The sequence below is a fragment of the Frigoribacterium sp. CFBP 8751 genome (assembly GCF_014841545.1).
GTDB lineage: Bacteria > Actinomycetota > Actinomycetes > Actinomycetales > Microbacteriaceae > Frigoribacterium.
Window position 1 is genome coordinate 567,693 of sequence record NZ_JACYUB010000002.1, and the last position, 26,263, is coordinate 593,955.

At 70.6% G+C, this 26,263-nt stretch carries 27 protein-coding genes; 25 read left to right on the forward strand and 2 right to left on the reverse strand.

The features are described 5' to 3' along the window. The first annotated feature begins 50 nt into the window (after positions 1-50). The 15 genes from ispG to rbfA all read left to right on the forward strand — a co-directional run bounded on the left by ispG (position 51) and on the right by rbfA (position 16,396). Entirely contained in the window at positions 51-1,199 is a 1,149-nt protein-coding gene (gene ispG / locus IFT88_RS08460; protein WP_192119974.1) for a flavodoxin-dependent (E)-4-hydroxy-3-methylbut-2-enyl-diphosphate synthase, read from the forward strand. Between the two features lie 230 nt (positions 1,200-1,429). Continuing rightward, positions 1,430-2,353 carry a MetQ/NlpA family ABC transporter substrate-binding protein gene (locus IFT88_RS08465; protein WP_056226058.1) on the forward strand — a complete coding sequence of 308 codons (924 nt, stop codon included), beginning with the start codon at positions 1,430-1,432 and terminating at the stop codon, positions 2,351-2,353. Between the two features lie 84 nt (positions 2,354-2,437). Continuing rightward, positions 2,438-3,499, forward strand: a complete 1,062-nt coding sequence (locus tag IFT88_RS08470) for an ATP-binding cassette domain-containing protein (RefSeq protein ID WP_192119976.1) — start codon at positions 2,438-2,440, stop codon at positions 3,497-3,499. A 1-nt stretch (position 3,500) separates the two neighbouring features. Beyond that, positions 3,501-4,160 carry a methionine ABC transporter permease gene (locus IFT88_RS08475; RefSeq protein ID WP_043596109.1) on the forward strand — a complete coding sequence of 220 codons (660 nt, stop codon included), beginning with the start codon at positions 3,501-3,503 and terminating at the stop codon, positions 4,158-4,160. A 55-nt stretch (positions 4,161-4,215) separates the two neighbouring features. Further along, the gene (locus IFT88_RS08480) at positions 4,216-5,247 is read left to right on the forward strand and encodes an AAA family ATPase (protein WP_192119978.1); all 1,032 of its coding nucleotides are present in this window, start codon (positions 4,216-4,218) and stop codon (positions 5,245-5,247) included. Between the two features lie 5 nt (positions 5,248-5,252). Further along, positions 5,253-6,140 (forward strand): DUF58 domain-containing protein, encoded by an 888-nt coding sequence (locus IFT88_RS08485; protein ID WP_171007238.1) that lies wholly within the window; start codon positions 5,253-5,255, stop codon positions 6,138-6,140. Next, positions 6,127-6,609, forward strand: coding sequence for a hypothetical protein (locus IFT88_RS08490; RefSeq protein WP_043596112.1), 483 nt, complete (start codon positions 6,127-6,129; stop codon positions 6,607-6,609). The genes IFT88_RS08485 and IFT88_RS08490 overlap by 14 nt, the downstream gene beginning before the upstream one ends. After that, positions 6,600-7,598 (forward strand): vWA domain-containing protein, encoded by a 999-nt coding sequence (locus IFT88_RS08495; protein WP_192119980.1) that lies wholly within the window; start codon positions 6,600-6,602, stop codon positions 7,596-7,598. The genes IFT88_RS08490 and IFT88_RS08495 overlap by 10 nt, the downstream gene beginning before the upstream one ends. Beyond that, positions 7,595-8,701, forward strand: coding sequence for a VWA domain-containing protein (locus tag IFT88_RS08500; protein WP_192119982.1), 1,107 nt, complete (start codon positions 7,595-7,597; stop codon positions 8,699-8,701). Before IFT88_RS08495 ends, IFT88_RS08500 begins: the two co-directional genes overlap by 4 nt. Then, positions 8,698-9,534, forward strand: coding sequence for a hypothetical protein (locus IFT88_RS08505; RefSeq protein ID WP_192119984.1), 837 nt, complete (start codon positions 8,698-8,700; stop codon positions 9,532-9,534). The genes IFT88_RS08500 and IFT88_RS08505 overlap by 4 nt, the downstream gene beginning before the upstream one ends. A gap of 26 nt (positions 9,535-9,560) precedes the next feature. Then, a complete protein-coding gene (locus tag IFT88_RS08510) occupies positions 9,561-11,321 on the forward strand; it encodes a proline--tRNA ligase (RefSeq protein ID WP_043596115.1) in 1,761 nt (586 codons plus the stop codon). Positions 11,322-11,485: 164 nt separating this feature from the next. Beyond that, positions 11,486-12,475, forward strand: coding sequence for a transcription termination factor NusA (gene nusA, locus IFT88_RS08515; protein ID WP_043596117.1), 990 nt, complete (start codon positions 11,486-11,488; stop codon positions 12,473-12,475). A 92-nt stretch (positions 12,476-12,567) separates the two neighbouring features. Beyond that, positions 12,568-12,870: a YlxR family protein gene (locus IFT88_RS08520; RefSeq protein ID WP_043596118.1), complete on the forward strand. Its 303-nt coding sequence runs from the start codon at positions 12,568-12,570 to the stop codon at positions 12,868-12,870. A gap of 89 nt (positions 12,871-12,959) precedes the next feature. Further along, positions 12,960-15,752, forward strand: a complete 2,793-nt coding sequence (infB, locus tag IFT88_RS08525; RefSeq protein ID WP_192119986.1) for a translation initiation factor IF-2 — start codon at positions 12,960-12,962, stop codon at positions 15,750-15,752. Positions 15,753-15,853: 101 nt separating this feature from the next. After that, complete coding sequence (gene rbfA / locus IFT88_RS08530) at positions 15,854-16,396, forward strand: 30S ribosome-binding factor RbfA (RefSeq protein ID WP_192119987.1); 543 nt, start codon at positions 15,854-15,856, stop codon at positions 16,394-16,396. Positions 16,397-16,426: 30 nt separating this feature from the next. Here rbfA and IFT88_RS08535 read toward each other — a convergent pair whose 3' ends face one another. Further along, complete coding sequence (locus IFT88_RS08535) at positions 16,427-17,296, reverse strand: A/G-specific adenine glycosylase (RefSeq protein WP_043596122.1); 870 nt, start codon at positions 17,294-17,296, stop codon at positions 16,427-16,429. Between the two features lie 68 nt (positions 17,297-17,364). On the opposite strand from IFT88_RS08535, the gene IFT88_RS08540 reads away from it, so the two are divergent. Genes IFT88_RS08540 through IFT88_RS08560 form a run of 5 tightly spaced genes read left to right on the forward strand, consistent with a single transcriptional unit; the run spans position 17,365 to position 20,700 of the window. Continuing rightward, positions 17,365-17,919, forward strand: a complete 555-nt coding sequence (locus IFT88_RS08540) for a hypothetical protein (protein ID WP_192119989.1) — start codon at positions 17,365-17,367, stop codon at positions 17,917-17,919. A 46-nt stretch (positions 17,920-17,965) separates the two neighbouring features. Then, positions 17,966-18,865 (forward strand): tRNA pseudouridine(55) synthase TruB, encoded by a 900-nt coding sequence (gene truB / locus IFT88_RS08545; protein WP_056226091.1) that lies wholly within the window; start codon positions 17,966-17,968, stop codon positions 18,863-18,865. Beyond that, a complete protein-coding gene (locus IFT88_RS08550; RefSeq protein WP_043596125.1) occupies positions 18,862-19,230 on the forward strand; it encodes a hypothetical protein in 369 nt (122 codons plus the stop codon). The genes truB and IFT88_RS08550 overlap by 4 nt, the downstream gene beginning before the upstream one ends. A gap of 46 nt (positions 19,231-19,276) precedes the next feature. Continuing rightward, positions 19,277-19,753, forward strand: coding sequence for a hypothetical protein (locus tag IFT88_RS08555; RefSeq protein ID WP_235472188.1), 477 nt, complete (start codon positions 19,277-19,279; stop codon positions 19,751-19,753). A gap of 5 nt (positions 19,754-19,758) precedes the next feature. Next, positions 19,759-20,700: a bifunctional riboflavin kinase/FAD synthetase gene (locus IFT88_RS08560; protein WP_056226094.1), complete on the forward strand. Its 942-nt coding sequence runs from the start codon at positions 19,759-19,761 to the stop codon at positions 20,698-20,700. A gap of 81 nt (positions 20,701-20,781) precedes the next feature. Here the strand turns inward: IFT88_RS08560 and deoC are convergent, their stop codons facing one another. Next, entirely contained in the window at positions 20,782-21,510 is a 729-nt protein-coding gene (gene deoC / locus IFT88_RS08565; protein ID WP_192119991.1) for a deoxyribose-phosphate aldolase, read from the reverse strand. Positions 21,511-21,536: 26 nt separating this feature from the next. Here deoC and IFT88_RS08570 point away from each other — a divergent pair, with 26 nt between their 5' ends. The 5 genes from IFT88_RS08570 to IFT88_RS08590 all read left to right on the forward strand — a co-directional run bounded on the left by IFT88_RS08570 (position 21,537) and on the right by IFT88_RS08590 (position 26,176). After that, a complete protein-coding gene (locus IFT88_RS08570; protein ID WP_192119993.1) occupies positions 21,537-23,141 on the forward strand; it encodes an SDR family oxidoreductase in 1,605 nt (534 codons plus the stop codon). Then, positions 23,138-23,344 (forward strand): hypothetical protein, encoded by a 207-nt coding sequence (locus IFT88_RS08575; protein WP_056226098.1) that lies wholly within the window; start codon positions 23,138-23,140, stop codon positions 23,342-23,344. Before IFT88_RS08570 ends, IFT88_RS08575 begins: the two co-directional genes overlap by 4 nt. 89 nt (positions 23,345-23,433) lie before the next feature. After that, entirely contained in the window at positions 23,434-24,018 is a 585-nt protein-coding gene (locus IFT88_RS08580) for a GDSL-type esterase/lipase family protein (protein WP_043596132.1), read from the forward strand. A 3-nt stretch (positions 24,019-24,021) separates the two neighbouring features. Continuing rightward, positions 24,022-24,393, forward strand: coding sequence for a DUF6804 family protein (locus tag IFT88_RS08585; protein WP_043596134.1), 372 nt, complete (start codon positions 24,022-24,024; stop codon positions 24,391-24,393). Between the two features lie 127 nt (positions 24,394-24,520). After that, positions 24,521-26,176: a stealth family protein gene (locus tag IFT88_RS08590; protein ID WP_231567141.1), complete on the forward strand. Its 1,656-nt coding sequence runs from the start codon at positions 24,521-24,523 to the stop codon at positions 26,174-26,176. Positions 26,177-26,263 lie beyond the last annotated feature (87 nt).

Sequence of the window (26,263 nt, forward strand, 5' to 3'; positions counted from 1 at the left end):
GGTCACCCGCCCGTCACGCGGCGTCCAGCGCCGAGGTTTACGATGACACCGTGCCAGCAGTCAATCTCGGAATGCCGAAGGTCCCCGAAGTCCTCGCCCCGCGTCGCAAGACGCGGCAGATCAAGGTCGGCAAGGTGCTCGTGGGTGGCGACGCCCCCGTCAGCGTGCAGTCGATGACCACGACTCCGACCCCCAACATCAACGCCACCCTGCAGCAGATCGCCGAGCTCACGGCCAGCGGCTGCGACATCGTGCGCGTGGCCGTGCCGAGCCGTGACGACGCCGAGGCCCTTCCGATCATCGCGAAGAAGAGCCAGATCCCGGTCATCGCCGACATCCACTTCCAGCCCAACTACGTGTACCAGGCGATCGACGCCGGCTGCGCGGCCGTCCGGGTCAACCCCGGCAACATCCGCAAGTTCGACGACCAGGTGGGCAAGATCGCCGCCGCGGCGAAGGCCGCGGGCGTCTCCATCCGCATCGGCGTCAACGCCGGCTCGCTCGAGCCCAGCATCCTGCAGAAGTACGGCAAGGCGACGCCCGAGGCGCTCGTCGAGTCCGCCGTGTGGGAGGCCTCGCTGTTCGAAGAGCACGACTTCCACGACTTCAAGATCTCGGTCAAGCACAACGACCCGATCGTCATGGTCAAGGCCTACCGTCAGCTCGCCGAGCGCGGTGACTGGCCGCTGCACCTCGGCGTCACCGAGGCCGGGCCCGAATTTCAGGGCACGATCAAGTCGGCCACGGCGTTCGGCATCCTGCTGAGCGAGGGCATCGGCGACACCATCCGCGTCAGCCTCAGTGCTCCGCCCGCCCAAGAGGTCAAGGTCGGTCTGCAGATCCTGCAGTCGCTCAACCTGCGCGAGCGCAAGCTCGAGATCGTCAGCTGCCCCAGCTGCGGCCGCGCTCAGGTCGACGTGTACAAGCTCGCCAACGACGTCACCGAGGGGCTCGAGGGCATGACCGTCCCTCTGCGCGTCGCCGTCATGGGCTGTGTCGTCAACGGCCCGGGCGAGGCCCGCGAGGCCGACCTCGGCGTCGCGTCCGGCAACGGCAAGGGGCAGATCTTCGTCAAGGGCGAGGTCATCAAGACCGTCCCCGAGTCCGAGATCGTCCAGACGCTCATCGACGAGGCCAACCGCCTCGCCGCCGAGATGCCCCCCGGCGAGCTCGGCTCGCCCGAGGTCGTCACCGTCTGATCCGGCACGCCCGGCGGGCGACGCGACCCCTTCAGGAGGGGCGGTGCGAGAATCCTCGCACCGCGCCTCCTGCCTGCGGTCGCGTCCCTGCCCGGGGCCGCCCTGACCGTGTGTCGTCGTGTGACGCCCCGATGTGACGCGCCCCGGGGCGTCGGCCAGCATGGAGTGCGCACCGCGACAGCCTCGGCCCACCCCCGAGCGGTGCTCCCGCAGCGCCCCGAGAGGAACCCATGACCAGCAGCGCCCCCCTGATCGACGCCCCCAAGAAGGGCCCCGGTCGACTGATCGCCATCATCGTCGCGGTCGTCGTCGTGCTCGCCGCCGTCGGCATCGCGATCGGAGTCAGCCGTGGCGGTGGCGACGACGAGACCGTCCGCATCGGCGTCGTCGGCGCGAGCGACCCGTACTGGGCCGACTTCGTCCAGGCCGCGGCCGACGAGGGCATCACGGTCGACCTCGTGGACTACTCGGACTACGAGCAGCCGAATCCGGCCCTCGCCGACGGCGAGATCGACCTGAACCAGTTCCAGCACATCGTCTACCTCGCGCAGTACGACGTGGCCTCGGGCAACGACATCGTGCCGATCGGTTCGACGGCGATCTACCCTCTGCCGCTGTACTCGTCGAAGTACACCGACCTGAGCGACTTCCAGCAGGGCGACACCATCGCGATCCCCGACGACTCGAGCAACCTGGCCCGCGCCCTGCTCGTGCTGCAGTCGAACGGCCTGATCTCGCTGAAGGACGGCGGGACGATCTTCTCGGGCGTCAACGACGTCGACGAGTCGAAGTCGAAGGTCAAGGTCGCCACGGTGAGCGCCGACCTCGCCGCCACGTCGCTGCCCGACTACGCCGGTGCGATCATCAACAACGACTTCGCGACCAAGGCCGGCCTGTCGACCGACGACGTCATCGCCCAGGACGACCCCGAGGACCCCTCGTCGGTGCCCTACGCCAACGTCTTCGCCGCCCGCGCCGAGGACAAGGACAACGCCACCTACCAAAAGCTCGTCCAGATCTACCAGGACACCAAGGCCGTCACCGACGGCGTGGTCGACAACTCGGGCGGCACGGCGATCATCACGAAGATCCCCGTGGGCGACCTCGAGAAGTCGCTGACCGAGACCGAGAAGCTCGTCGAGCAGAACGGCTGACCCCACCAGGTCGCAACCCCCGGCCCGGACCGCGCGCAGGCACCCGCTCGCGGTCCGGGCCTCCGCCCGTGCCGAGGAGAACGCGTGCCCGCCATCACCCTGACCGACGTCGTCAAGACGTACCCGCCCCGCGAGAAGGGCGCCCCACCGCTGACCGCGGTCGACGGCGTCAGCCTCGAGATCGCCGAGGGCGAGATCTTCGGCATCATCGGCTACTCGGGCGCGGGGAAGAGCACCCTGGTACGCCTGGTCAACGCCCTCGAGCCCACGACGAGCGGGAGCATCCGCGTCGACGGTCGCGAGATCACGGGCCTTCGTGAGCGTGACCTGAGGGGGGTCCGGGCCGGCATCGGCATGATCTTCCAGCAGTTCAACCTCTTCTCGTCGAAGACGGTCTGGGGCAACGTCGAGTTCCCGCTCAAGGCAGCGGGCGTGCCGAAGTCCGAGCACCAACGGCGGATCAGCGACCTGCTGCACTTCGTCGGCCTCGGTGACAAGGCCCACGCGCGGCCGGACCAGCTCTCGGGTGGGCAGAAGCAGCGCGTCGGCATCGCCCGCGCGCTCGCGACGAACCCCCGCATCCTGCTCGCCGACGAGGCGACGAGTGCCCTCGACCCCGAGACGACGAGCGAGGTGCTCGCGCTGCTCAAGCGCGTCAACGCCGAGCTCGGAATCACCATCGTCGTGATCACCCACGAGATGGACGTCATCAAGTCGATCGCCGACCGGGTGGCCGTGATGGACTCCGGACGCGTCGTCGAGACCGGCCCCACCTTCGAGGTGTTCTCCGACCCGCAGCAGGCGTCGACCAAACGGTTCGTCTCGACCGTCATCGCGGGCACGCCGCACGGCGACGAGCTCGAGACGTTGCGGGCCCGGCACGACGGCACCCTCGTGTCGGTGCGCATCGCCGAGGGCGGCGTCGACCAGCGCGACGTCTTCGCGCTGCTCGCCCGTCACGGCCTCTCTTTCGAGATCGTCTTCGGGGGCGTGAACGACATCCAGGGGCGCACCTTCGGCACCCTGACCCTCGCCGTGACCGGTGACGACGCGGCCGTCCGGGCGGCCGTCGCCGAGTTGGGCGACAACGCGACCGAACTGCCCCCCTCGCCGACGGCCTCGGCCGCACCCACGGAAGGACGCTGACATGGACTCCCTGATCGAACTGCAGCCGATGCTGTGGCAAGCCGCCGTCGAGACCGTCTACATCGTCGCCCTGACGCTGCTCTTCGGCGGCATCGGCGGGCTCGTGCTCGGCCTGGCGCTCTACCTGACGCGGGGCGGGGCGTTGTTCGCGAACCGCGTCGTCTACGGTGTGCTGAACGTGGTCGTCAACGTCTTCCGACCGATCCCGTTCATCATCTTCTTGGCCGCGGCCCAGCCGTTGGCGAGGTTCGTCATCGGGTCGGGCAGCGGCAACCCGGCCATCATCTTCACCCTGTCGCTCGCCGCGTCGTTCGCGATCTCGCGCATCGTCGAGCAGAACCTGCTCACCGTGCAGCCGGGCGTCATCGAGGCCGCACGAGCCGCGGGGGCCGGCCCGGCCCGCATCATCGGAACGGTGCTGCTGCCCGAGGCGCTCGGACCGCTCGTCCTCGGATACACCTTCATCTTCGTCGCACTGGTCGACATGTCGGCGGTGGCCGGGTACATCGGCGGCGGCGGGCTCGGCAACTTCGCCCTGCTCTACGGCTACCGGCAGTTCGACCCGGTCGTCACGTGGGCCGCGGTCCTGCTCATCATCGTGCTGGTGCAGCTCGTCCAGTTCCTCGGCAACTGGCTGGCGAGGCGCGCGCTGCGGCGGTGAGGCACGGCGGCCGTGGGCAACGGCGCTGTCGGGGTACTGGTTTACAGTGGGGCGCGTGACCGACACCGCCACCGCCAGCCAGACCCCGCCGCCGGCCTCGGCCCCCGTGACGCCCGCCGAGCTCGAGCGGGCCCGGCAGATCGTCGGGGCCGTGTCGGAGGCGTTCGGCCGCAAGGTCGTGGGTCAGACCGCCCTCCGTGACACCCTGCTCGTCGCCCTGATCACCGGCGGGCACGTCCTGCTCGAGAGCGTCCCGGGGCTTGCCAAGACGACCGCCGCCCAGACCATCGCGCAGTCGATCGACGCCAGTTTCCGGCGCATCCAGTGCACGCCCGACCTGCTGCCGAGCGACATCACGGGCACGCAGATCTACGACGCCCAGAAGTCCACGTTCGTCACCCAGCTCGGGCCCGTCCACTCGAACTTCGTCCTGCTCGACGAGATCAACCGGTCGAGCGCCAAGACCCAGAGCGCCATGCTCGAGGCGATGCAAGAGCGGCAGACCACCATCGGTGGCACGGTGTACCGGCTGCCCTCGCCCTTCCTCGTCCTGGCCACGCAGAACCCGATCGAGCAAGAGGGCACCTACCAGTTGCCCGAGGCGCAGCTCGACCGCTTCCTGTTGAAAGAGATCCTCGACTATCCGACCCCGGCCGAAGAGGCAGAGATCATCCGGCGGATCGAGAGCGGCGTCTACGACGAGGCCGCGTCACCCTCGGCCGGCGTCGGCCTGGCCGACGTCGTCTACCTGCAAGACCTGGCCAAGCGCGTCTACGTCGACGCGTCGATCGTCAACTACATCGTGCAGCTCATCTACGTCACCCGGCACCCGCAGCAGTACATCCCGGCCACCCTCGCCGACTACGTCGAGTTCGGTGCCAGCCCGCGGGCGAGCATCGCCTTCATGCAGGCGGCCCGTGCCCTCGCCCTGCTGCACGGTCGCGACTACGTCATCCCCGAGGACGTCAAGCACCTGCGGCACTCCGTGCTGCGCCATCGCATGATCCTCAACTACGAGGCCACGGCCGACGAGGTCGCGCCCGAGACGATCATCGACGCCGTGTTCGGCGCCGTCCAGACCCCCTGACCCCGGTGGCCAGCCTGCTGCTGCGCGTGCGCACGAAGATGGGGCTCTTCGCCCACCGACGCACCATCGACCTGCTCGAGGGCGGATACGCCTCGGTGCACCACGGGCGCAGCCACGACTTCGACGACCTCAGGGCGTACGTCCCGGGCGACGAGGTGAAGGACATCGACTGGAAGGCCACGGCCCGTCACGGCGAGCCGTTGGTCAAGCGGTACATCGCGAGCCGGCGGCAGAACCTCGTCCTGGTGATGGACACCGGTCGAAACATGGCGGCGACGGCCACGAGCGGCGAGTCCAAGAAAGACATCGCGCTGATGGCGGCGGGCGCCCTCGCCTACATCGCCGCCAAGCACGGCGACGTCGTGTCCCTGGTGGCGGGTGACTCGTCGGGGACCCGCGCGCACCCGGCCGGCGCGACCGAGGCCCACCTCGAGACCCTCCTGCGTCAGGTCGACCGACGGGTCGACCTCGACGCCCCGACGAGCGACCTGGCCTCGGTGCTCGAGTGGGTCGCGCGAGGCATCCGGCGTCGCTCGATGCTGTTGGTGGTCACCGACGACGTCGCGATCGACGAGCGCATCACACGATTGCTCCGCCGTCTGCGCGCCCAGCACGAGGTGGTCTGGCTGACGATCGGAGACGCCGACCTGATGACGCGAACGGGGCACGCCGGCGAGGTCTTCGACGTCCGAGAGATGTCCGGGCTGCCGGCCTACCTCCGGGAGAACGCGCAGCTCCGACGCGAGTTCGACGACTCGTCCGTCCGACGCGTGGGCGACACCGAGCGCGAGCTCCTCGCCCTCGGCATCAGCAGCCAGCGACTCGGCAGCCAGGCCGAGGTCGTGCCGGGCCTCTTCGCCCTGATCGAGAAGCACCGTCGTGTCGGGCGCTGACGACTTCTTCGGGCCCTACCAGTACCCGCTCTGGGTGCTCTGGCTCGTGCTCGGCCTGGTCGGGCTGGCCCTCGTGGTCGCCTGGTACGTCTTCGTGTTCCGCTTCTCGGCACGGCGACTTCCCCCGGCCCGGCGAGCGGCCCAGGCGGCGTCCCGACCGGCCGCCCTCGCCGACACCAAGGCGAAGTACCTCGCCCTCATCGACGAGGTCGAGACGGCCGCGAGTTCGGGGCGGCTGAACGACCGCGGGGTGCACTCCCGGCTCAGCCTGCTGTTGCGGTTCTTCGCGCACGAGACGAACGGCGTCGACACGCACGTGATGACCCTCGCCGACCTGCGCGAGTCGAACCTGCCCCGGCTCGCGGGGGCGGTCGAGCAGTACTACCCGCCGGCCTTCCGGCTCGAAGAGCCCGGCGACCCCGCCCGTGCCGTCGCCACCGCGAGAGACGTGGTGGCGTCATGGGGCTGATCTTCTGGTGGTTGCCGCTGGTCGCCCTGGCGGTCGTGGCGGTGGCGGCGTGGCTCTACGTGCGCTGGAGGCGCCGAGACAGGGCGCGCCTCCGTCGTCTCGGCGTCCCGGTCGCGCACGGCGAGCGACTGACCGCTCTGCCCGCCTACCAGCGCGTCGTCCGGCGCTATCGTGCCGTCCTCGCGGTCGTGCTCGTCGCCATGGTGGCCCTGACCGGCATCAGCGTCCTGCTCGCCGCCCGGGTCTCGAGCACCGACGTCGTCGAACCCCAGTCGTACAAGCGCGACATCATGCTCTGCCTCGACGTGTCGGGCTCCATGACCGAGGTCGACTCCCAGATCGTGGACACGTTCTCGACCCTCTCGCAGGGGCTCGACGGCGAACGCATCGGGCTCTACCTCTTCGACAGTTCGGCCGTGCAGGCGTTCCCGCTCACCGACGACTACGACTTCGTCCGCACGCAACTCGAGCAGTACCGCGACTCGTTCGACACCATGGGCGAGAACGGGACCCGCTACTGGACGGGCACCGACCTCGGTGACGGCGCCTCGTTGATCGGTGACGGCCTGGCCTCGTGCGTCCTCGGCTTCGGCGACGACGACAGCACACGACCCAAGTCGGTCGTGCTCGCCACCGACAACTACGTCAACGGCAAGGCCCTGCTCACGCTCACCGAGGCTGCCGACCTGGCGGCCGAGCGCGACGTCCGGGTGTACGCCGTGAACCCCGCCGACCACGCCACGGACGCCGTGGCCGACCAGGTCGCCGCCGAACTGCGAACCGCGGCCGAGTCGACCGACGGTGGCTACTACGCCCTCGACGATTCGGCGACCGTGCCGCAGATCGTCGACGAGATCGACGCCCGTGAGGCGGGGCTGTTCACGGGGGCTCGACGACTCGTGGTGACCGACCACCCGCAGGCTCTGGCGATCGCCGCCTTGCTCGTCGCGATGGGCGGGCTCGTGATGCTCTGGCGGGTGCGGCTGTGATCGCGGGGGCGCTGGTCTTCCAGCCCGTCCTGCCCTGGTGGCTCCTCGGCGTGGCCGCCGTCGCCCTGCTCGGGTTCACCGGCTGGCGCGTCGTGGCCGAGCGGAGCCGGCGGCGGGCCCTGCTCACCTGGGTGCGACGTCTCGTGATCGTCGCGTTGTTGCTCGTCGTCGCGGTACGACCGAGCCTCCCCGGTGGGTCGGCTCAGGCGTCGGTCGCCCAGCTCAACGTCTTCTTCGTGGTCGACACGACCTCGAGCATCGCGGCGGAGGACTGGGGTGACGGCCAGCGTCGTCTCGACGGGGTGCGGTCCGACATCGCCGAGGTGACCTCGCAGCTGGCGGGCGCGCGGTTCTCGTTGCTGTCCTTCGACAGCACGGCCGTCCTGCGGACGCCGCTGACCGACGACGCCTCCGCCGTGGTGGCCGCCGCGGACGCCATGAACCAAGAGGTCACCTACTACTCGAGCGGCAGTTCCGTGAGCGAGGCGAACGACCTGCTGGCCGAGCGGCTGACCGAGGCTCGGCAGAGCGCCCCGGAGCGGGCCAACGTCGTCTACTACCTCGGCGACGGCGAGCAGACCAGCGGCACCGAGCCCGAGAGCTTCGCGGCCTCGGCCGGCGACGTCGACGGCGGTGCCGTCTTCGGCTACGGCACCGAGCAGGGAGGCAAGATGCGCGTCTTCGACGGCTACGGCGACGAGTACTCGACCGAGGAGTACATCCAGGACCGCACGCAGGCCGGTGATCCCGACGCCGTCTCGAGGATCGACGAGGACGCCCTGCGGCGCATCGCCGATCAACTCGGCGTGCCGTACGTTCACCGCACGGCCGACACGTCCGTGGACGCTGCCGTCGCCGACGCCCGCGACGGGGCCGTCGCCTCCGACGAGGGACGAGCCGACAGCCTGATCGACCTCTACTGGCTCGCCGCGATCCCGGCGTTCCTCCTGCTGTTGATCGACGTCGCCCTCGTGGCCAGGGCCCTGGGCGAGGTCCGTCCGACACGAGCCCTCCGCGACGAGCGTGGGCCGGGCCGCGGGCGTGACCGTGCTGCGGCGTCGGCCGTCGACGCCGCCCGACCCGAGGGGGGAGCACGCCCGTGACCGACACCCTCGTCCCACCGCCCGTCGACGAGATCCGCCGCGCCCACGAGGCCGAGGCCGGGCCCACCGTCGAGCAGTACCGCAAGCGCCTCCGGCGTCGGCTGCTGCTCTGGTCGGCCCCGGTCGTCCTCGTGGTGTTGCTCGTCGCGCTCAAGCTGCTCAGCCTGCCCACGTTCGCCGCCCTGACGCAGTGGTCGTACGGCGATCAGCAGTTCGAACGCAGCGCCTCCCTGTCCGAGCCGCTCGGCGTCGCCAACGTGGTCGAGCCGTGGGTGCACCACTTCGACCGGGGCACCGCCTACGCACAGATCGGCGTGCTCGACGTGGCACGGCAAGAGTTCGTCACGGCGCTCGACCTCGCCCCCGACGACGCGACGATCTCGTGCGTCATCCGGGTCAACCTGGTGCTGACGATCGAGGCGCAGGGCGACGCGGCCCTGCTCGAACTGCGCTACGCCGACGCCGAGGCGCTGTACGAACTGGGACAGAAGACCGTCGACGAGGCGCCCGAGGGCTGTTTCCAGCCGCCGGACGACCCCCGACAGCCCGACACGTCCCAGCCGCTCGACGACGCCCAGCAACGCCTCGACGAGAAGGGGCAGCAGGCCCAGGGGGGCCAGGGCGACGAGCAGCAGCCCGGCGGCGACGACGGCAGCGATCCCGGTGCCGGGGGAGACGAGCCCGACGAAGGCGAGGGCCAGGCCGAGTCCGACGACCCCCTCGACCAGCTGCAGCAGCAGGGCGAGGAGAGCCAGCAGCAGCAACAACAAGACACCGACCGCGACCGCTACTACGAGCAGAACCCGGGCGACTACGACGGCAAGCCGTGGTGAGCTGGGCGCGCCCCTAAGCTGGACGGGTGTCCACACGTCTCTCCCAGCTCTTCGTCCGCACCCTCCGAGAAGACCCCTCCGACGCCGAGGTGACCAGCCACCGCCTCCTCGTTCGCGCCGGGTACATCCGACGTCAGGCGCCGGGCGTCTTCGCCTGGCTGCCGCTCGGCCTGCGCGTCAAGGCCAGGATCGAGGCGGTCATCCGCGACGAGATGCAGGCGGCCGGTGCCCAAGAGGTGCACTTCCCCGCCTTGCTGCCGCGTGAGCCCTACGAGGCCACCGGCCGCTGGACCGAGTACGGCGACGGCATGTTCCGGCTGAAGGACCGCAAGGACGCCGACTACCTGCTGGCCCCCACGCACGAGGAGGCCTTCACCCTGCTGGTGAAAGACCTCTACTCGTCGTACAAGGACCTTCCCCTGACGCTGTTCCAGATCCAGGACAAGTACCGCGACGAAGCGCGGCCCCGGGCCGGCCTGCTGCGTGGCCGCGAGTTCACCATGAAGGACGCCTACTCGTTCGACGCGTCCGACGCCGGGCTCGACGAGAGCTACCAGAAGCAGCGCGACGCCTACGAGCGCATCTTCACCCGTCTCGGCCTCGAGTACGTCATCGTCAAGGCGGACGCCGGGGCCATGGGCGGTTCGCGGAGCGAGGAGTTCCTGCACCCGACCGTCATCGGCGAGGACACGTTCGTCCGCTCGGCCGGCGGCTACACCGCGAACGTCGAGGCCTTCACGACGATCGTCCCCGACACGGTCCCGCTCGCGGGTCTCGCCCCCGCCCGCCGCCTGGCACCGGCCGACACGCCGACCATCGACTCGCTGGTCGCGCAGCTCAACGAAGACGAGGCGCGCGACTCCGGGCCCTGGACGGCCGCCGACACCCTGAAGAACGTCGTCGTCGCGCTCAGTCATCTCGACGGAACCCGCGAACTCGTCGTCGTCGGCCTGCCCGGTGACCGCGAGGTCGACATGAAGCGGCTCGAGGTCGCCTTCGCGCCGGCCGAGGTCGAGGCCGCCGGCGACGCCGACTTCGTGAAGAACCCAGTCCTGGTCCGCGGATACCTCGGCCCCCAGGTGCTCGGCGGCGAGTCCGACTCCGGCATCCGCTACTTCGTCGACCCCCGCGTGGTCGAGGGATCGGCCTGGGTCACCGGGGCGAACGAGAAGGGCGTGCACGTCGCCGACCTGGTCATGGGTCGCGACTTCACCGCCGACGGCACCATCGAGGCCGCTCAGGTCCGCGAGGGCGACCCCGCTCCCGACGGCTCCGGCCCCATCGAGACCGCCCGCGGCATGGAGATCGGCCACGTCTTCCAGCTCGGTCGCAAGTACGCCGAGGCGCTCGGCCTCAAGGTGCTCGACGAGAACGGCAAGCAGGTCACGGTCACGATGGGGTCGTACGGCATCGGCGTCACGCGCATCCTCGCGGTGATCGCCGAGGCGAACAACGACGCCAAGGGCCTGATCTGGCCGGCGAACGTCGCTCCCTTCGACGTGCACGTCGTGGCGACGGGCAAGGACCCCGTGGTCTACGAGGTCGCCGAGAAGCTCACCGCCGACCTCGAGGCCCACCGTCTCGACGTCCTCTACGACGACCGTCCCAAGGTCTCGCCCGGCGTCAAGTTCGGCGACGCCGAACTACTCGGCGTGCCGCAGATCGTCGTCGTCGGCCGCTCGGCCGGCGAGGGCGTCGTCGAACTCTGGGACCGCCGCACGGGTGAGCGCACCCCGGTCCCCGTGGCCGAGGCCGTCGCGAGCCTCACGGCCCCGCGGGCGTCCTGAGCGCCGGCACCGCGCCTCCTCGTCCCGGTCGGGACGACCCCGAGGAGGCGCGGTGCCGACCCCGGCGAACGGTCCGCCGGGCGCCCCGCTCTCGGGTACCGTAGAGCCATGCTGTGCGCGCCATCGTGCGTGCAGCCTGCAGATCTGAATAGTGGAGGCCCTCAGTGGACATCGACCTGAGCGTGCTGCGTCTCATGGAGCGCGAGCGTGAAATCCCCTTCGACGAACTCGTGCGCATCATCGAGCAGGCCATCCTGACGGCCTACCTCAAGCACACGAACCAGCCCGAGAGCCGCATCCCGGCTGCTCGCGTCGAACTCGACCGCAAGACCGGACACGTCTCGGTCTTCGCCATCGAACGCGACGACGAGGGCGAGGTCGTCGGCGAGTCCGTCGACAGCCCCAGCGACTTCGGCCGGATCGCCGCCTTCGCGGCCAAGCAGGTCATCAACCAGCGCCTGCGCGACATCGGCGACGACAAGGTGCTCGGCCAGTTCAAGGGCCGTGAGGGCGACATCGTCGCCGGTGTGATCCAGCAGGGGCCGAACCCGCGCATGATCCACGTCGACCTCGGCACGGTCGAGGCGATCCTGCCGCCCGAAGAGCAGGTGCCGGGTGAGAAGTACGCCCACGGGTCGCGCATCCGCGTGTACGTCACGGGCGTCAGCAAGGGCACGAAGGGGCCGCAGATCACGGTCTCGCGCACCCACCCGTCGCTCGTGCGGAAGCTCTTCGCCCTCGAGGTGCCCGAGATCGCCAGCGGTGTCGTCGAGATCGTCTCGCTGGCTCGCGAGGCCGGTCACCGCACCAAGATGGCCGTCCGGGCGACCGAGCCCGGCGTCAACGCCAAGGGGGCCTGCATCGGCGAGATGGGGCAGCGCGTCCGGGCCGTCACCACCGAGCTCAACGACGAGAAGATCGACATCGTCGACTACTCGAGCGACCTGCCGACCTTCGTCGCCAGCGCGCTGTCGCCGGCCAAGGTCTCGTCGGCCTTCGTGATCGACGCGTCCACCAAGGCCGTGCGGGCTCTCGTGCCCGACTACCAGCTGTCGCTCGCGATCGGCAAAGAGGGTCAGAACGCCCGCCTCGCCGCGAAGCTGACGGGCGCGCGGATCGACATCCAGCCGGACAGCATCCTCGAAGACGACTGATCTCTCCGACACGACCACGACACGACGAGGGCGACCGGCGCACCACGCCGTTCGCCGTCGGCGTCTCCCGTCCGACGACCCGAGGGGGTAGGGTGGAACCCGTCAGAACGTGCATCGGTACTCGAGCGCGCGCTCCACGATCCGCACTCGTGCGGGTCGTCGCCCGAAACGGACGTCTCGTGGTCGATCCGACCGCGACCCTTCCCGGGCGGGGTGCGTGGTTGACGCCGTCGATCGACGCGTTCGAGTCGGCAGTGAAGCGCAGGGCTTTCCGCCGTGCACTCCGCCTCGACTCCGAACCCGACGTCGACGAGCTCCGCGACCACCTCACGCGGATCACCACGTCACGACCCATCGCCACGACAGAACAGGCTGAACGGCACATGGACAACTAATGAGCAACCACCAATGAGCGGCTCGAAATGAGACCCGTCCAGAACTGAAGGCTCTTCCCGTCTCGGGAAGGGCCCGAGACAGGAGAACTGTGGCTAAACCACGCGTACACGAGATCGCCAGCGAGCTGGGGATCGACAGCAAGACCGCACTAGAGAAGCTCAAAGAGATGGGCGAGTTCGTCAAGGGACCGTCGTCCAGCGTCGAGCCTCCCGTCGCCCGCAAGCTGCGCCAGGCCTTCGCCGGTGCCGCGAAGCCTGCGACCCCCGCTGCCAAGGCTCCTTCGACCGGTGCCGCCGCGCAGCCCGCGAGCTCGGCACCCAAGCCCGGCGGCCCTCGTCCGGCTGCTCCCAAGCCCCCCGTCGCCGAGCCGACGCCCGCCCCCGTGGCGGCGGCCGAGCCCGACGTCGACGCGGCGCCCGCGCCCGTCGCCCCGCTGACGGTCGCCGAGCGACAGGCCCAGGCCGAGGCGCAGCGCGCCGCAGCGGCGTCAGCCGCCAAGGACGGCGCGGCGGCTCCCGCCGACGACGCCGCGAAGCCCGGTGCCGCCGGTCCCAAGCCCGGCGGCCCCCGCCCCGGTGCCCCGCGTCCCGGCAACAACCCCTTCGCCAGCAACCAGGGCATGGGACGCCCCAGCGCGCCTCGTCCCGGCGGCTCCGGTGCGGCCAGCAGCATGCCGCGCCCTGGTGGCGCCGCAGGCCCCCGCCCGATGGCCCCGCGTCCCGGCGCTCCCCGTCCGGGCGCCCCGCGTCCCGGTGTGGGTGCAGGCCCCCGTCCCAACGGCTTCGGTCAGCGTCCCGCCGGTGGCGGCGCAGGTCGTCCCGGCGGTGCCGGTGGTGGCTTCCAGCGTCCCGGTGCCGGTGCTCCCGGCGCGGCCGGCGGTTTCCGTCCCGGCTTCAGCGGACCCCGTCCCTCCGGTGGTGGCGGTCGCGGCCGTGGCCCCGGTGGCGGTACGGCCGGTGCGTTCGGTCGCGGTGGCGGCAAGAGCAAGGCTCGCAAGTCGAAGCGGACGAAGAGGGCCGAGTTCGAGATGCGCTCGGCTCCGTCGCTGGGTGGCGTCAGCGTCCCCCGTGGCGACGGCAGCACCATCGTCCGTCTCCGTCGCGGTGCGTCGATCAGCGACTTCGCCGACAAGATCGACGCGAGCCCCGGCAACCTGGTGACCGTCCTCTTCCACCTCGGTGAGATGGCGACGGCGACCGAGTCGCTCGACGAGGCGACCTTCCAGGTCCTCGGCGAGGAGCTCGGCTACAACATCCAGGTCGTCTCGCCCGAGGACGAGGACAAAGAGCTGCTCGAGGGCTTCGACATCGACCTCGAGCAGGAGCTCGAAGACGAAGACGAGTCCGTCCTGCAGATCCGTCCTCCCGTCGTCACCGTCATGGGTCACGTCGACCACGGCAAGACGCGTCTCCTCGACGCGATCCGCAACGCCAACGTGGTCGCCGGCGAAGCCGGTGGCATCACGCAGCACATCGGCGCCTACCAGGTGTGGGCTCCGCACGAGGGCGTCGAGCGCGCCATCACCTTCATCGACACCCCCGGTCACGAGGCGTTCACCGCCATGCGTGCTCGTGGTGCCCAGGTGACCGACATCGCGATCCTCGTGGTCGCGGCCGACGACGGCATCATGCCGCAGACGGTCGAGGCGCTGAACCACGCCCAGGCGGCCGGCGTGCCGATCGTGGTCGCGGTCAACAAGATCGACAAAGAGGGTGCGAACCCGGCGAAGGTGCGTCAGCAGCTCACCGAGTACGGCCTCGTCGCCGAGGAGTACGGCGGAGACGTCATGTTCGTCGACGTGTCGGCCCGTGACAACAAGAACATCGACGCCCTCCTCGAGGCCGTCCTGCTCACGGCCGACGCCGGTCTCGACCTGCGTGCCAACCCCGACAAGGACGCCCGCGGTGTCGCCATCGAGGCCCGCCTCGACAAGGGCCGCGGTGCCGTCGCGACGGTGCTGATCCAGTCCGGCACGCTGCGCGTCGGTGACGCCATCGTCGCCGGCACGGCGTACGGACGCGTCCGCGCCATGGTCGACGAGAACGGCGACTCGGTCGACGAGGCCTACCCGAGCCGGCCCGTGCTGGTCCAGGGTCTGTCGAGCGTCCCCCGAGCCGGTGACACCTTCCTCGTCACCGAGGAGGACCGCACGGCTCGTCAGATCGCCGAGAAGCGAGAGGCCGTCGAGCGCAACGCGTCGCTGGCCAAGGCCCGCAAGCGCATCTCGCTCGAGGACTTCACCCGTGCTCTCGAAGAGGGCAAGGTCGAGGCTCTCAACATCATCATCAAGGGTGACGTGTCCGGTGCCGTCGAGGCGCTCGAAGAGTCCCTGCTCAAGATCGAGGTGGACGACAGCGTGCAGCTGCGCATCATCCACCGCGGTGTGGGTGCGGTCACCGAGAGCGACGTCAACCTGGCGACGGTCGACAACGCGGTCATCATCGGGTTCAACGTGCGTCCCGACACGAAGGCTCGTGAGCGTGCTGCTCGCGAGGGTGTCGACGTGCGCTTCTACTCGGTCATCTACGCGGCGCTCGAGGACATCGAGAACTCGCTCAAGGGCATGCTCAAGCCCGAGTTCGAGGAGAAGCAGTCCGGTGTCGCCGAGATCCGCGAGATCTTCCGTTCGTCGAAGGTCGGCAACATCGCCGGTGTCATCGTGCGGTCGGGAACGATCACCCGCAACGCTCGTGCCCGCGTCATCCGCGAGGGCGTCGTCGTCGGCGACAACCTCGCGATCGACTCGCTGCGTCGCTTCAAGGACGACGTCACCGAGGTGCGGACGGACTTCGAGGCCGGCATCGGTCTCGGCAAGTTCAACGACATCCAGATCGGCGACGAGATCGAGACCATCGAGATGGTCGAGAAGCCCCGGGGCTGACCCAGGGTCATCGCAGTACACGAGGCCCCGCTCCGACTACGGTCGGGGCGGGGCCTCACCCCTCTCGCCACGGCGGCGAGCAGCACGAACAGGAGTGAACAATGGTTGACGCGCAACGCGCCCGCAAGATGGCCGACCGCATCCACGAGATCATCGCTCGGCGTCTCGAGCGCGGCATCAAGGACCCCCGCCTCGGGTTCGTCACGATCACCGACGTCAAGGTGACCGGCGACCTGCAGCACGCCTCGGTCTTCTACACGGTCTACGGCACCGACGAGGAGCGTCGTGACACCGGTGCGGCCCTCAAGTCGGCGACCGGCATGCTGCGCAGCGAGGTGGGCAAGAACATCACCGCACGCCTCACGCCGAGCCTCGAGTTCATCCTCGACGCACTGCCCGAGAACGCGGCCTCGATCGACCGCCTGCTGCAGGAGGCCCGTCAGCGCGACCACGAGAGCCAGTCCCTGGCCTCGTCGGCCGAGTACGCCGGCGACGCCGACCCGTACGTCAAGCCGCGCGACCTCGACGCGGACGACGACCTCGACGACGCCGAGGACGACCTCGACGACGACCTGGCCCTGGACGACGAGCTCGAGGCCCCGGCCGCAGGCGCCTCGACCGAGCCCGACGGCTCCACCCGCTGACCGCAGCGTCCCTCCGGACGCCCGCCCGCCTCAGTCGGGCAGGCGATAGCCCTCGTCGGGCGACCCCGTGGCCAGGCCGTCACGGAGCAACCCGGCGAGGGCTCTCGCGCGTTGCCCGTCGTCCGTCCAGACCGTCTCGATCTCGGCCGAGCTGACGGGCACGTCGCTGGCCCGCAACTCGGCCATGATCAGCCCCCGCACCTGGCGGTCCGATCCTTCGAAGCGGGCCTGCGTCCGGAGGCGCGGCCCGGCATGCGCAGGACGACCCGCCAGCACCCACGCGCACTGCTCGACCAGCGGGCAGACGTCGCACTTCGGCGACCGCGCCGTGCAGACCAGCGCACCCAACTCCATGACGCCCGCGTTCGTGACCCGCGCCTCCTCGAGGTCGTCGGGCAGCTGCGACTCCATCAGGGGCAGGTCGCGCGAGGCCTTGGGGGCCCACGGTTCGGCGAGACCCTCGACGGCACGGGCCAGGACGCGGCGGACGTTCGTGTCGACGACCGGGTGACGGTGACCGTAGGCGAAGACCGCGACGGCACGTGCGGTGTAGTCGCCGATGCCGGGCAGTGCCAGGAGAGACGGGACGTCCTCGGGCACGACGCCGCCGTGCCTCTCGGTGATCGCCACGGCGGCGGCGTGGAGGGCCAGGGCCCGACGCGGGTAACCGAGGCGCTCCCAGGCCCGCACGGCCTCGGATGCAGGCGACGCCGCCAGGTCGCCCGGCGTCGGCCAGCGTTCGAGCCACTGCTCGAGGCGCGGGACGACGCGGGCCACGGGGGTCTGCTGCAGCATGATCTCGCTGACGAGCGTGCCCCAGGCCGTGAATCCGGGACGCCGCCACGGGAGGTCGCGACCGTTCTCGCGGAACCAGGCGTTGACGGCGGGGGAGATGCTCACCGTAGGAGCCTACGGCTCGCCCTCGACCTCCCCGGCGCTGTGTCGGCGGTCGGGCGTACGGTGTCGACATGACCACCCGATGGGCCCCTGCCAAGAAAGACACGCTGCGCGAACTGGCGACCGAGATCGTCCACAACTACGGGCGCGGCCGCGTGCTCGTCGCGATCGACAGCGACGGAGGCGCTGGTGCGGCCGGTCTCGCCGACGACCTCCTCGAGGCCTTCCGCGAGCTGGGGCACGCGGCGTTCCGCGCCTCGCTCGACGGCTTCGAGAAACGTCCCGACGCGGCGCCGCGCGACTCCGCTCCCGTGCTGGACGAGAGCCTGTTCCGCCGGGTCCTGGTCGAGCCGTTCCGGCTCGGCGGCAGTGCGGGCTGGGTCGAGCGGGCCTGGGACGCCGACGCGGACCGTTCCGTCGAGTCCGCCTGGGTCACCGGTCCGGCCGACGCGGTCCTGCTCGTCGACGGCACCGACCTCGCGCGCCCCGGCCTCGCGGGGCTGTGGCACTATCGCGTCTGGGTCACCGCCGACGATTCGCGACTCGACGCCCGGGCCGAGGCCTCGGCCGTAGTGGACAACTCCGACCGCGAGCACCCCCGTCGACGCTTCGACGACGCGTGCTGAGCGCGTCCCCGGCCCCGTCGCGGTCCGGCTGCGCTAACGTCGTCGGGTGAACAGCGGCCTCCTCCTCGTCGACAAGCCGCAGGGCATCACCAGCCACGACGTCGTCTCGCGCGTGCGCAAGGCCGCGGGCACGCGCAAGGTCGGCCACGCCGGCACGCTCGACCCGCTGGCCACGGGACTGCTCGTGCTCGGCCTGAACTCGTCGACGCGCCTCCTGACGTTCCTGGTCGGCCTCGACAAGGGCTACGACGCCACCATCCGTCTCGGCGTCTCGACCACCAGCGACGACAGCGACGGCGAGGTCGTCTCGACGACCTCGGCCGGCGGCGTCACCGACGACGCGATCGACGCCGGCGTGGCACGACTGACCGGGCCGATCAGCCAGGTGCCCACCACGGTGAGCGCGATCAAGGTCGACGGCCGTCGCGCCTACGACCTCGCCCGTGCCGGGGTCGAGGTCGAGCTGAAGGCCCGCGACGTGACGATCACCGAGTTCACCGTGCTCGACCGACGCGACGCCGTCGTCGACGGGGTGCCCGTGCGTGACCTCGACGTGCGGGTCTCGTGCTCGTCCGGCACCTACGTCCGGGCTCTGGCCCGCGACCTCGGAGCCGACCTCGGCGTCGGGGGACACCTGACCGCGCTGCGTCGGACGCGGGTGGGGCCGTTCGACGTGACCCGCGCCTCCGTCCTCGAGGGCATCGACGTCGCTCCGGCGCTGCTGCCTCCCGTCGACGTCGCCCGGACCCTCTTCCCGGAGTGGTCCATGACCGCGGCCGAGGCCGTCGACCTCGGGCACGGCAAGCGCGTGGCCGTCGATCTCGACGACACCCCCGGGCCGGTCGCCGCCGTCACGCCCACGGGCAGGCTCGCGGGCCTGGTCTCGGTGCGGGCCGGCGCCGCGAAGCCCATCGTGAACTTCCCGACCGACGAGGTGCAGGCATGATCGAGTGGTTCACCTGGGTACAGGTCGTGGTGGCCGTCGTGGCGGGAATCGTCTGCGTGGTCGCCTGTTTCGCGAAGCGTCAGCCCGACGACATCACCGTCGGCACCGGGGCCGTCGTGCTGCTGCTCCTCCTCGTGCAGCTCGTCGTCGCGATCGTGGCCCCGTTCGTCGGCAACGCGCCGACGGGCAACCTCGTCGAGTTCTACATCTACCTCGTCTCGGCCATCCTGCTGCCGCCGCTCGCGACCGTCTGGGCGCTCGTCGACCGCACCCGCTGGAGCAACCTCGTGCTGGCCACCTCGTCGTTCGCGATCGCCGTGATGGTCTACCGCATGTTCCAGATCTGGACCGTCCAGGGCCTCTGACGCACCCGGTCGGCGGCGGGCCCGCCGGAGTCCTATCCTTGACGGGATGGTCACTCAGAAGTCAACGCGCGCGGTCGGCCTCGGCCGGGTCCTCATCGCCGTGTACGCCCTCCTCGCCCTCGCCGCCACCGGTCGGTCGGTCTTCCAGATCACGACCCAGTTCTCCGAGGCGCCGCTGGCCTACACCTTGAGCGCGTTGTCGGCCGTCGTCTACATCGTCGCCACCGTGGCCCTGATCGCGCCCGGCCAGGGCTGGTACGCCGTGGCCTGGGCGACCATCAGCTTCGAGCTCGTCGGCGTCCTGATCATCGGTCTCGTGACCGTGCTCGACCCCGAACTCTTCCCGCACGACACCGTGTGGTCGTTCTTCGGGCGCGGGTACGGCTTCGTGCCGCTCGTCCTGCCCGTGCTCGGCATCCTGTGGCTGCGTCGGCAGGGGCGCGCGACGCAGGCGGCGGGTGGCACCGGTGCCGAGGGCGCGGGGGCCGGCGGGTCTCCTCGCGACCCGGGCACGACGAGGTAGCGCGCGTGCAGTTCTACGACCTGGTCGGCGACGTGCCGCCCGACTTCGGGCCGAGCGCCGTCACCATCGGCAAGTTCGACGGAGTCCACGTCGGCCACCGCGCCGTGATCGACATGCTCGAGGGGGTGGCGCGCGACGAGGGTCTCGTGTCCACCGTGGTCACCTTCGACCGGCACCCGTTGGCGGTCCTGCGACCCGACGACGTGCCGACGGCCCTCGTCAGCAACCGGCAGAAGCGCGAGCTGCTCGACGAGGCCGGGGTCGCCGCGACCCTCATGCTCACCTTCGACGCCGAGCTGCGGGCGCTGACGCCCGACGAGTTCGTCGACCGCATCCTGGTCGGGGCCCTGCACGCCCGCGTCGTGTTCGTCGGTGACGACTTCCGCTTCGGCGTGCGCGGCAGCGGCACCGTCGACACCCTGCGCGAGCTCGGTGCCTCCCGCGGGTTCCGGGTCGTGTCGATCGACGACGTGCGACCGAGCGGTGGCCGTCGGGCGTCCTCGACCTGGATCCGTGAACTGATGGACGCCGGTGACGTCCGCCAGGCCGGCGTCCTGCTCGGGCGCGAGCCGTCGGTGCGCGGCATCGTCGTGCACGGAGAACAGCGCGGCCGAGAGCTCGGCTTCCCGACGGCCAACCTGGCCCGCGACAGCGAGGGGTTCGTCCCGGCCGACGGCGTCTACGCCGCTCGCGTGGTGGTCGGCGACACGCTCTACCCGGCGGCGGTCTCGGTCGGCAACAACCCGACATTCGAGGGGGTGCCGGCCAAGCAGGTCGAGGCGCACCTGCTCGACGTCTCACTCGACCTCTACGGGCTCGAGGTCACCGTCCACTTCGTCGACTGGGTACGGGGCAACGTGCGCTTCGACGGGCTCGAGGCCCTGATCGCGCACATCCGGGCCGACGTGGTCCGCACGCGCGAGATCCTGGGGCTGCCGACCGCCTGAGGCCCCGTGGGCCCGACGGTCGTCACCATGTCGAGGAGGCGCGGGTCGGGTCGTCGACGCGACCCGTGCCTCCTCGGCTGGTCAGTACGACGTCGTGTCGTCACCCGCGCCCGAGGCGCGGCCCGTCTCGAGGCGGTGCGCCAGGTCGGCGAGGATCGTGCCGCTGGCGCTCGTGCCGAAGCGCGTGACGCCGAGGTCGAGCATCTCGAGCACCGTGTCGAGGCCGCGCACGCCGCCCGAGGCCTTGACCTGCACCGAGTCGGAGACGGCGTCGCGCATGAGGCGCAGGTGCGGGAGCGTCGCCCCGCCACCCGCGAAGCCGGTGGACGTCTTGACGAAGGCGGCCCCGGCGCGCTCGGCGGCCTTCGAACCCGCGACGATCTGGTCGTCGTCGAGGTGGGCCGTCTCGAGGATGACCTTGACGAGCGTGTCGCCGGCCGCCTCGACCACGCCGCGCACGTCGTCCTCGACCTCGTCGGTCATGCCGCTGCGCAGCCAGCCGATATTGACGACCATGTCGAGCTCGGAGGCGCCGTCGGCGATCGCCTGCCGCGACTCGGCGGCCTTCGCGGCCGTCGAGGTCGTGCCGTGGGGGAAGCCGATGACGGTGCCGACGAGCACGCCGGTGCCCTCGAGGCGCTCGACGGCGTGCGCGATGTCGGAGGGGCGGACGCAGACGCTGAAGACGTGGTTCGCGGCGGCGTCGTCGAGGGCGGCGTCCACCTCGGCGCGGGTGAGTTCGGGCTTGAGGATCGCGTGGTCGATCATGCCGGCGACGGCGGAGACGGTGGGGAGCTGCTGGGTAGTCATGATGGGGTCCAGCGTAGCTTGGGCCCATGTCTGCGAACACTCCCGACGGCGTGCCGTCGAGCACCCCCGTCACGAGCGACACCGACCACGCCGTGGCCTCCCGCCGGGTGCTGGTGACCGGGGCGACCGGGTACATCGGCGGGCGGTTGACGCCGCGCCTCGTGGCCGCCGGGGCGGACGTGCGGGTGCTCGTGCGCTCGCCCGAGAAGCTGCGCGACGTGCCCTGGTCCGGCGACGTCGAGGTCGTCCAGGGCGACCTGACCGACCCCGAGACGGTGCGTCCCGCCATGGAGGGCGTCGACGTCGTCTACTACCTCGCCCACGCGATGGGTGGCAAGGGCGACTTCGAACGCGCCGAGGCCGATGCGGCGCACACCGTCGCCGACGCCGCGCGCGACGCGGGCGTCCGGCGCATCGTCTACCTCGGCGGACTGCACCCCGAGGGCGACCTGTCCAAGCACCTGCAGTCGCGCAAGGACGTCGGCGACGTGTTGCTCGCGAGCGGCGTCCCGACCGTCGCCCTGCAGGCCGGCGTCGTCATCGGCTCGGGCAGCGCCTCGTTCGAGATGGTGCGCCACCTGACGGACGTCCTGCCCTACATGCCGGCACCGAAGTGGGTCCGCAACTTCATCCAGCCGATCGCCGTCCGCGACGTGCTGCACTACCTGCTCGGCGCGGCCGACGTGCCCGACGACGTCAACCGCACCTTCGACATCGGCGGCCCCGACGTGCTCCGCTACGGGCAGATGATGAACGGGTACGCCCTCGAGGCCGGCCTCAAGCAGCGGCCGATCGCGTCCCTTCCCGTCTTCACGCCGTGGCTCGCCTCGCAGTGGGTCAACCTCGTCACGCCCGTGCCCCGCGCCCTCGCCGTCCCGATCATCGCGTCGCTCCAGTACGACTGCGTCGTCCGCGAGCACGACATCGACACCGTCGTGCCCCCGCCCGCCGAGGGGTTGCTGCCCTACCGTCGCGCCGTCCACCTCGCCCTGCAGCGTGAACAGGACGGCGACGTCGAGACCAGCTGGCAGGACTCGTCGGTCGCCGGCGCACCGAGCGACCTGCTGCCGAGCGATCCCGACTGGTCCGGGCACATCGTCTACACCGACGACCGGCAGACGGACACCTCTGCTCCGGCCGCCGAGCTCTGGAAGGTGCTCGAGAGCATCGGCGGCGAGAACGGGTGGTACTCGTTCCCGCTGGCGTGGTCGGCCCGGGGCTGGATGGACCGACTGGTCGGGGGAGTGGGCCTCCGGCGAGGCCGTCGCAGTGCGACCACCCTGCGGGTCGGCGACGCCCTCGACTGGTGGCGGGTCGAGAAGCTCGAGCGCGGCCACCTCCTGCGGCTCCGGGCCGAGATGAAGGTCCCGGGAGGCGCGTGGCTGGAACTCACGGTCGAGCCGCGTCCCGACGGTGGTTCCCACTACCGCCAGCGCGCGGTGTTCTTCCCGCAGGGGCTCGGCGGGCGCCTCTACTGGTTCGCGATCCTGCCGTTCCACGGCGTCATCTTCTCGGGCATGCTGCGGCGCATCACGGCGACGGCCGAGCGGGAGGCGGCCGCCCGGGCGACCGGTGGCCGGGTGGCCGGTGCCGCGGCCGGGGCCGCGACCGACGCGACGGCCGTGGCGTGACCGACCCGCGCCTCCTCGTCCTGGCGTCGTCGCCCGGGCCGCTGTACCCGGCGGGCGACGAGGCCATGTCGCCGGTGCCGTTGTGGCTCGGGGTCCTGTTCGGGGTGCTCGTCGTCGTGTCGTCGTTCGTCGTGCTGCTGCCGCGCGTCCGCCACGCGCTCGACCGCGTGTGGTCGAAGAGGCCGCGACGCTTCCGACAGTGAGGACCGGGCTGCGGCGCGCGCGCCGGTTCGCGGCTCCCAGCGGGTGATGGCACGATGGGGGCACTTCAGCAGACCACCAGGAGGTCGTGATGACACACCGAGAGACCGTCGCCTTCGTCGGCGACAGCTTGACCGAGAACGGCGACTGGGCGGCGTGGTTGCCCGACGAGCAGGTCGTCAACCTGGGCGTCGGGGGCGACACGGTCGCCGGCCTGACGGAACGGCTCCACGACGTCGTGGCAGCGAACCCCGACTCCGTCGTGCTCATGATCGGCACCAACGACTTCACCGCGCGACGCTCGGTCGAACAAGTGGTCCGCGGCATCGAGAACCTCATGGTGGCGATGCGTCGTGAACTGCCCGGGACGCGACTGCTGCTGCAGTCGATCGCGCCGCGGGGGGCGGAGTTCGCACCCCGCCTGAAGGACGCCAACCGGCACCTCCGCCAGTTCTCGTCGACCGTCCGGGCGCAGTGGCTCGACCTCTGGCCCGCACTCGCCGACGAGTCGGGCGACGCCCTGCGACCCGAGTTCGCAGCCGACCACGTCCACCTCACCGACGCCGGCTACCAGGCCTGGCTGGGCGAGTTGCAGCCCGCCCTCGAGCGCCTGCGCGACGAGCCTCCGATGAGCCGTCCGATCAGCGTGCTCGACGTCGCCTACGACATCGAGTAGGCGGTGCCCACCCCCACTGCCCCCGCGTTCACGCGTCCGGCCCTGGCGCCCGGCTTGATCGCGGCCATCGCGCTCCTCGCGGGGACCGCGTTGCTCGACTCCGACGTCTTCACCGTGTTCCGGTACGTCGTGTCGATCTTCGCCCTGATCGTCCTCGTGTTCGCCTACCGGGGGCGGCTCTGGTGGGCGCTGCCCTTGCTCGCCGCCGTGGCCGTCCTCTGGAACCCGGTGTTCGTGGTGCCCGTCCAGCCCGAGCTCTGGCAGGGCCTGCAGTTCGTCGCCGCCGCGCTCATGATCGCGGTAGGGGTGCTCGTGAAGGTGCCGACCGAGGCCGCGACGACCACGAAGTCCGCCCCGGTCCGGGGGCGCCGCTGACCGTCAGGGGCAGCGGATCCTCCGGGGTGCCTCCGACCCCGTAAAATGCCGAGGGTGCGTCCGCCCGCCCGAGGCCCGCACGGAAGGTTGAGTCTGCATGGCCACGGAGATCCCCGGTACGTCAGAGATGGTCGGCACGTCCGAGAGTCCTCTGCTGACCCCTCGTCACCGAGCCGGTGGTCTCGACCGAGAGGACGTCGTGGTCCGCAAGGGGCAGTTCACGCTCCTGAACGGTCACCTCACGCCCCAGCAGTCGATGATCGAGGACCTCCTCTACATCCGTCGGGTGCTCGACGCCGCCCAGGTGCCCTTCCTGCTCGTGCGCGGCAACGACGTCCGCCCCGTGATCGCCGTCGACACGGTGCACCGCGACCGCTTCACCGCCGCCATGATCGCGGCCTCTGCCACCGAGCCCTTCTACGCCAAGCCCCGCAAGGGTCAGGCGTCCCTGGTCGTCGAGGGTGGGCTCGAGCTCGAGACCGAGCGCGTCTTCCGCGTCTACCGGCCCCGGGTCGAACCCATCGGCCGCCTCCGCTACGGTGCGGGCACCGCCGTGCAGGTCGAGTTCTGGATCATCACCGACGACGAGATCCTCGCCCCGACCGAGAACGCGCTGATGCGCACCGAACTCCCTCGTGCCGAGGCCGTCGAAGAGACCGTCGAACGGTACGGCATCGAGTGGCCCACCCTCGAGCACATGTTCGACGACCACGCCACCGACATCACCTTCGACATCGACATCGTCTTCTCGTGGGTCGACGGCAACTCGATCGAGTACCAGCGTGCCCGCGCCGCGCAGGCCAAGCGCCACGTGGTCGGCGAGGGTGACGACTCGGCGGCCCGGTTCCGCCAGATCGACGAGCTCAAGTACGCCCTGCGGTCGGTCTACATGTTCGCGCCGTGGGTCCGCAACATCTACATCGCGACCGACTCGCCCGTGCCCGAGTGGTTGGGCGAGCACCCCCGTGTGCGCGTCGTGCGCAGCGAAGAGTTCTTCAGCGACCTCTCGATGTTGCCGACGCACAACTCGCAGGCCGTCGAGTCGCAGCTGCACCACATCGAGGGGCTCAGCGAGCACTTCCTCTACTCGAACGACGACATGTTCTTCGGGCGACCCGTCGCGCCGAGCATGTTCTTCTCACCGGGATCCGTCACGAAGTTCATCGAGGCCGACACGCGCATCGGGCTCGGGCACAACAACATCGACCGCAGCGGGTTCGAGAACGCCGCGCGGGTCAACCGGCGCCTCCTGCAGCAGCGCTTCGGGCGCGTCCTCACCCGCCATCTCGAGCACACCGCCGCACCGCTGCGCCGCAGCGTCCTGTTCGAGATGGAGCACGAGTTCGCCGACGAGTTCGCCGCCACGGCCGGCAGCCCCTTCCGAGCGAAGGAGAACATCTCGGTCACCAACTCGCTCTACCACTACTACTCGCTGATGACGGGCCGCGCGATCGTGCAGGAGAACGCCAAGGTCAGCTACATCGACACCACGATGGTGTCGGGGCTGGCGTCGTTGTCCGAGGTCTTGAAGAAACGTGCGTTCGACTTCTTCTGCCTCAACGACGGCAGCTTCCCCGAGGTCACCGACGAAGAACGGACCGCCACGGTCACGGACTTCCTCGAGCGCTACTACCCGTTCCCCGCACCGTGGGAGAAGGACGAGATGCAGCGCATCGCCCTCGAGAACGCCGAGCAGGACAGACGGGCACTCGGTGCCGAGGCGGCTCAGTCGGGTGAGGCGACGGGATCGTCGTCGCACCGGGGGCTCGAAGGATCGGACTGACGCCGGTCTCGCCCACGGGCGAAGCCCGTGCGACCCGGGGGCGGGGTGCCCGCAGGGCGTTGTCCCCGTGGAGTCGGAACGGTCCGT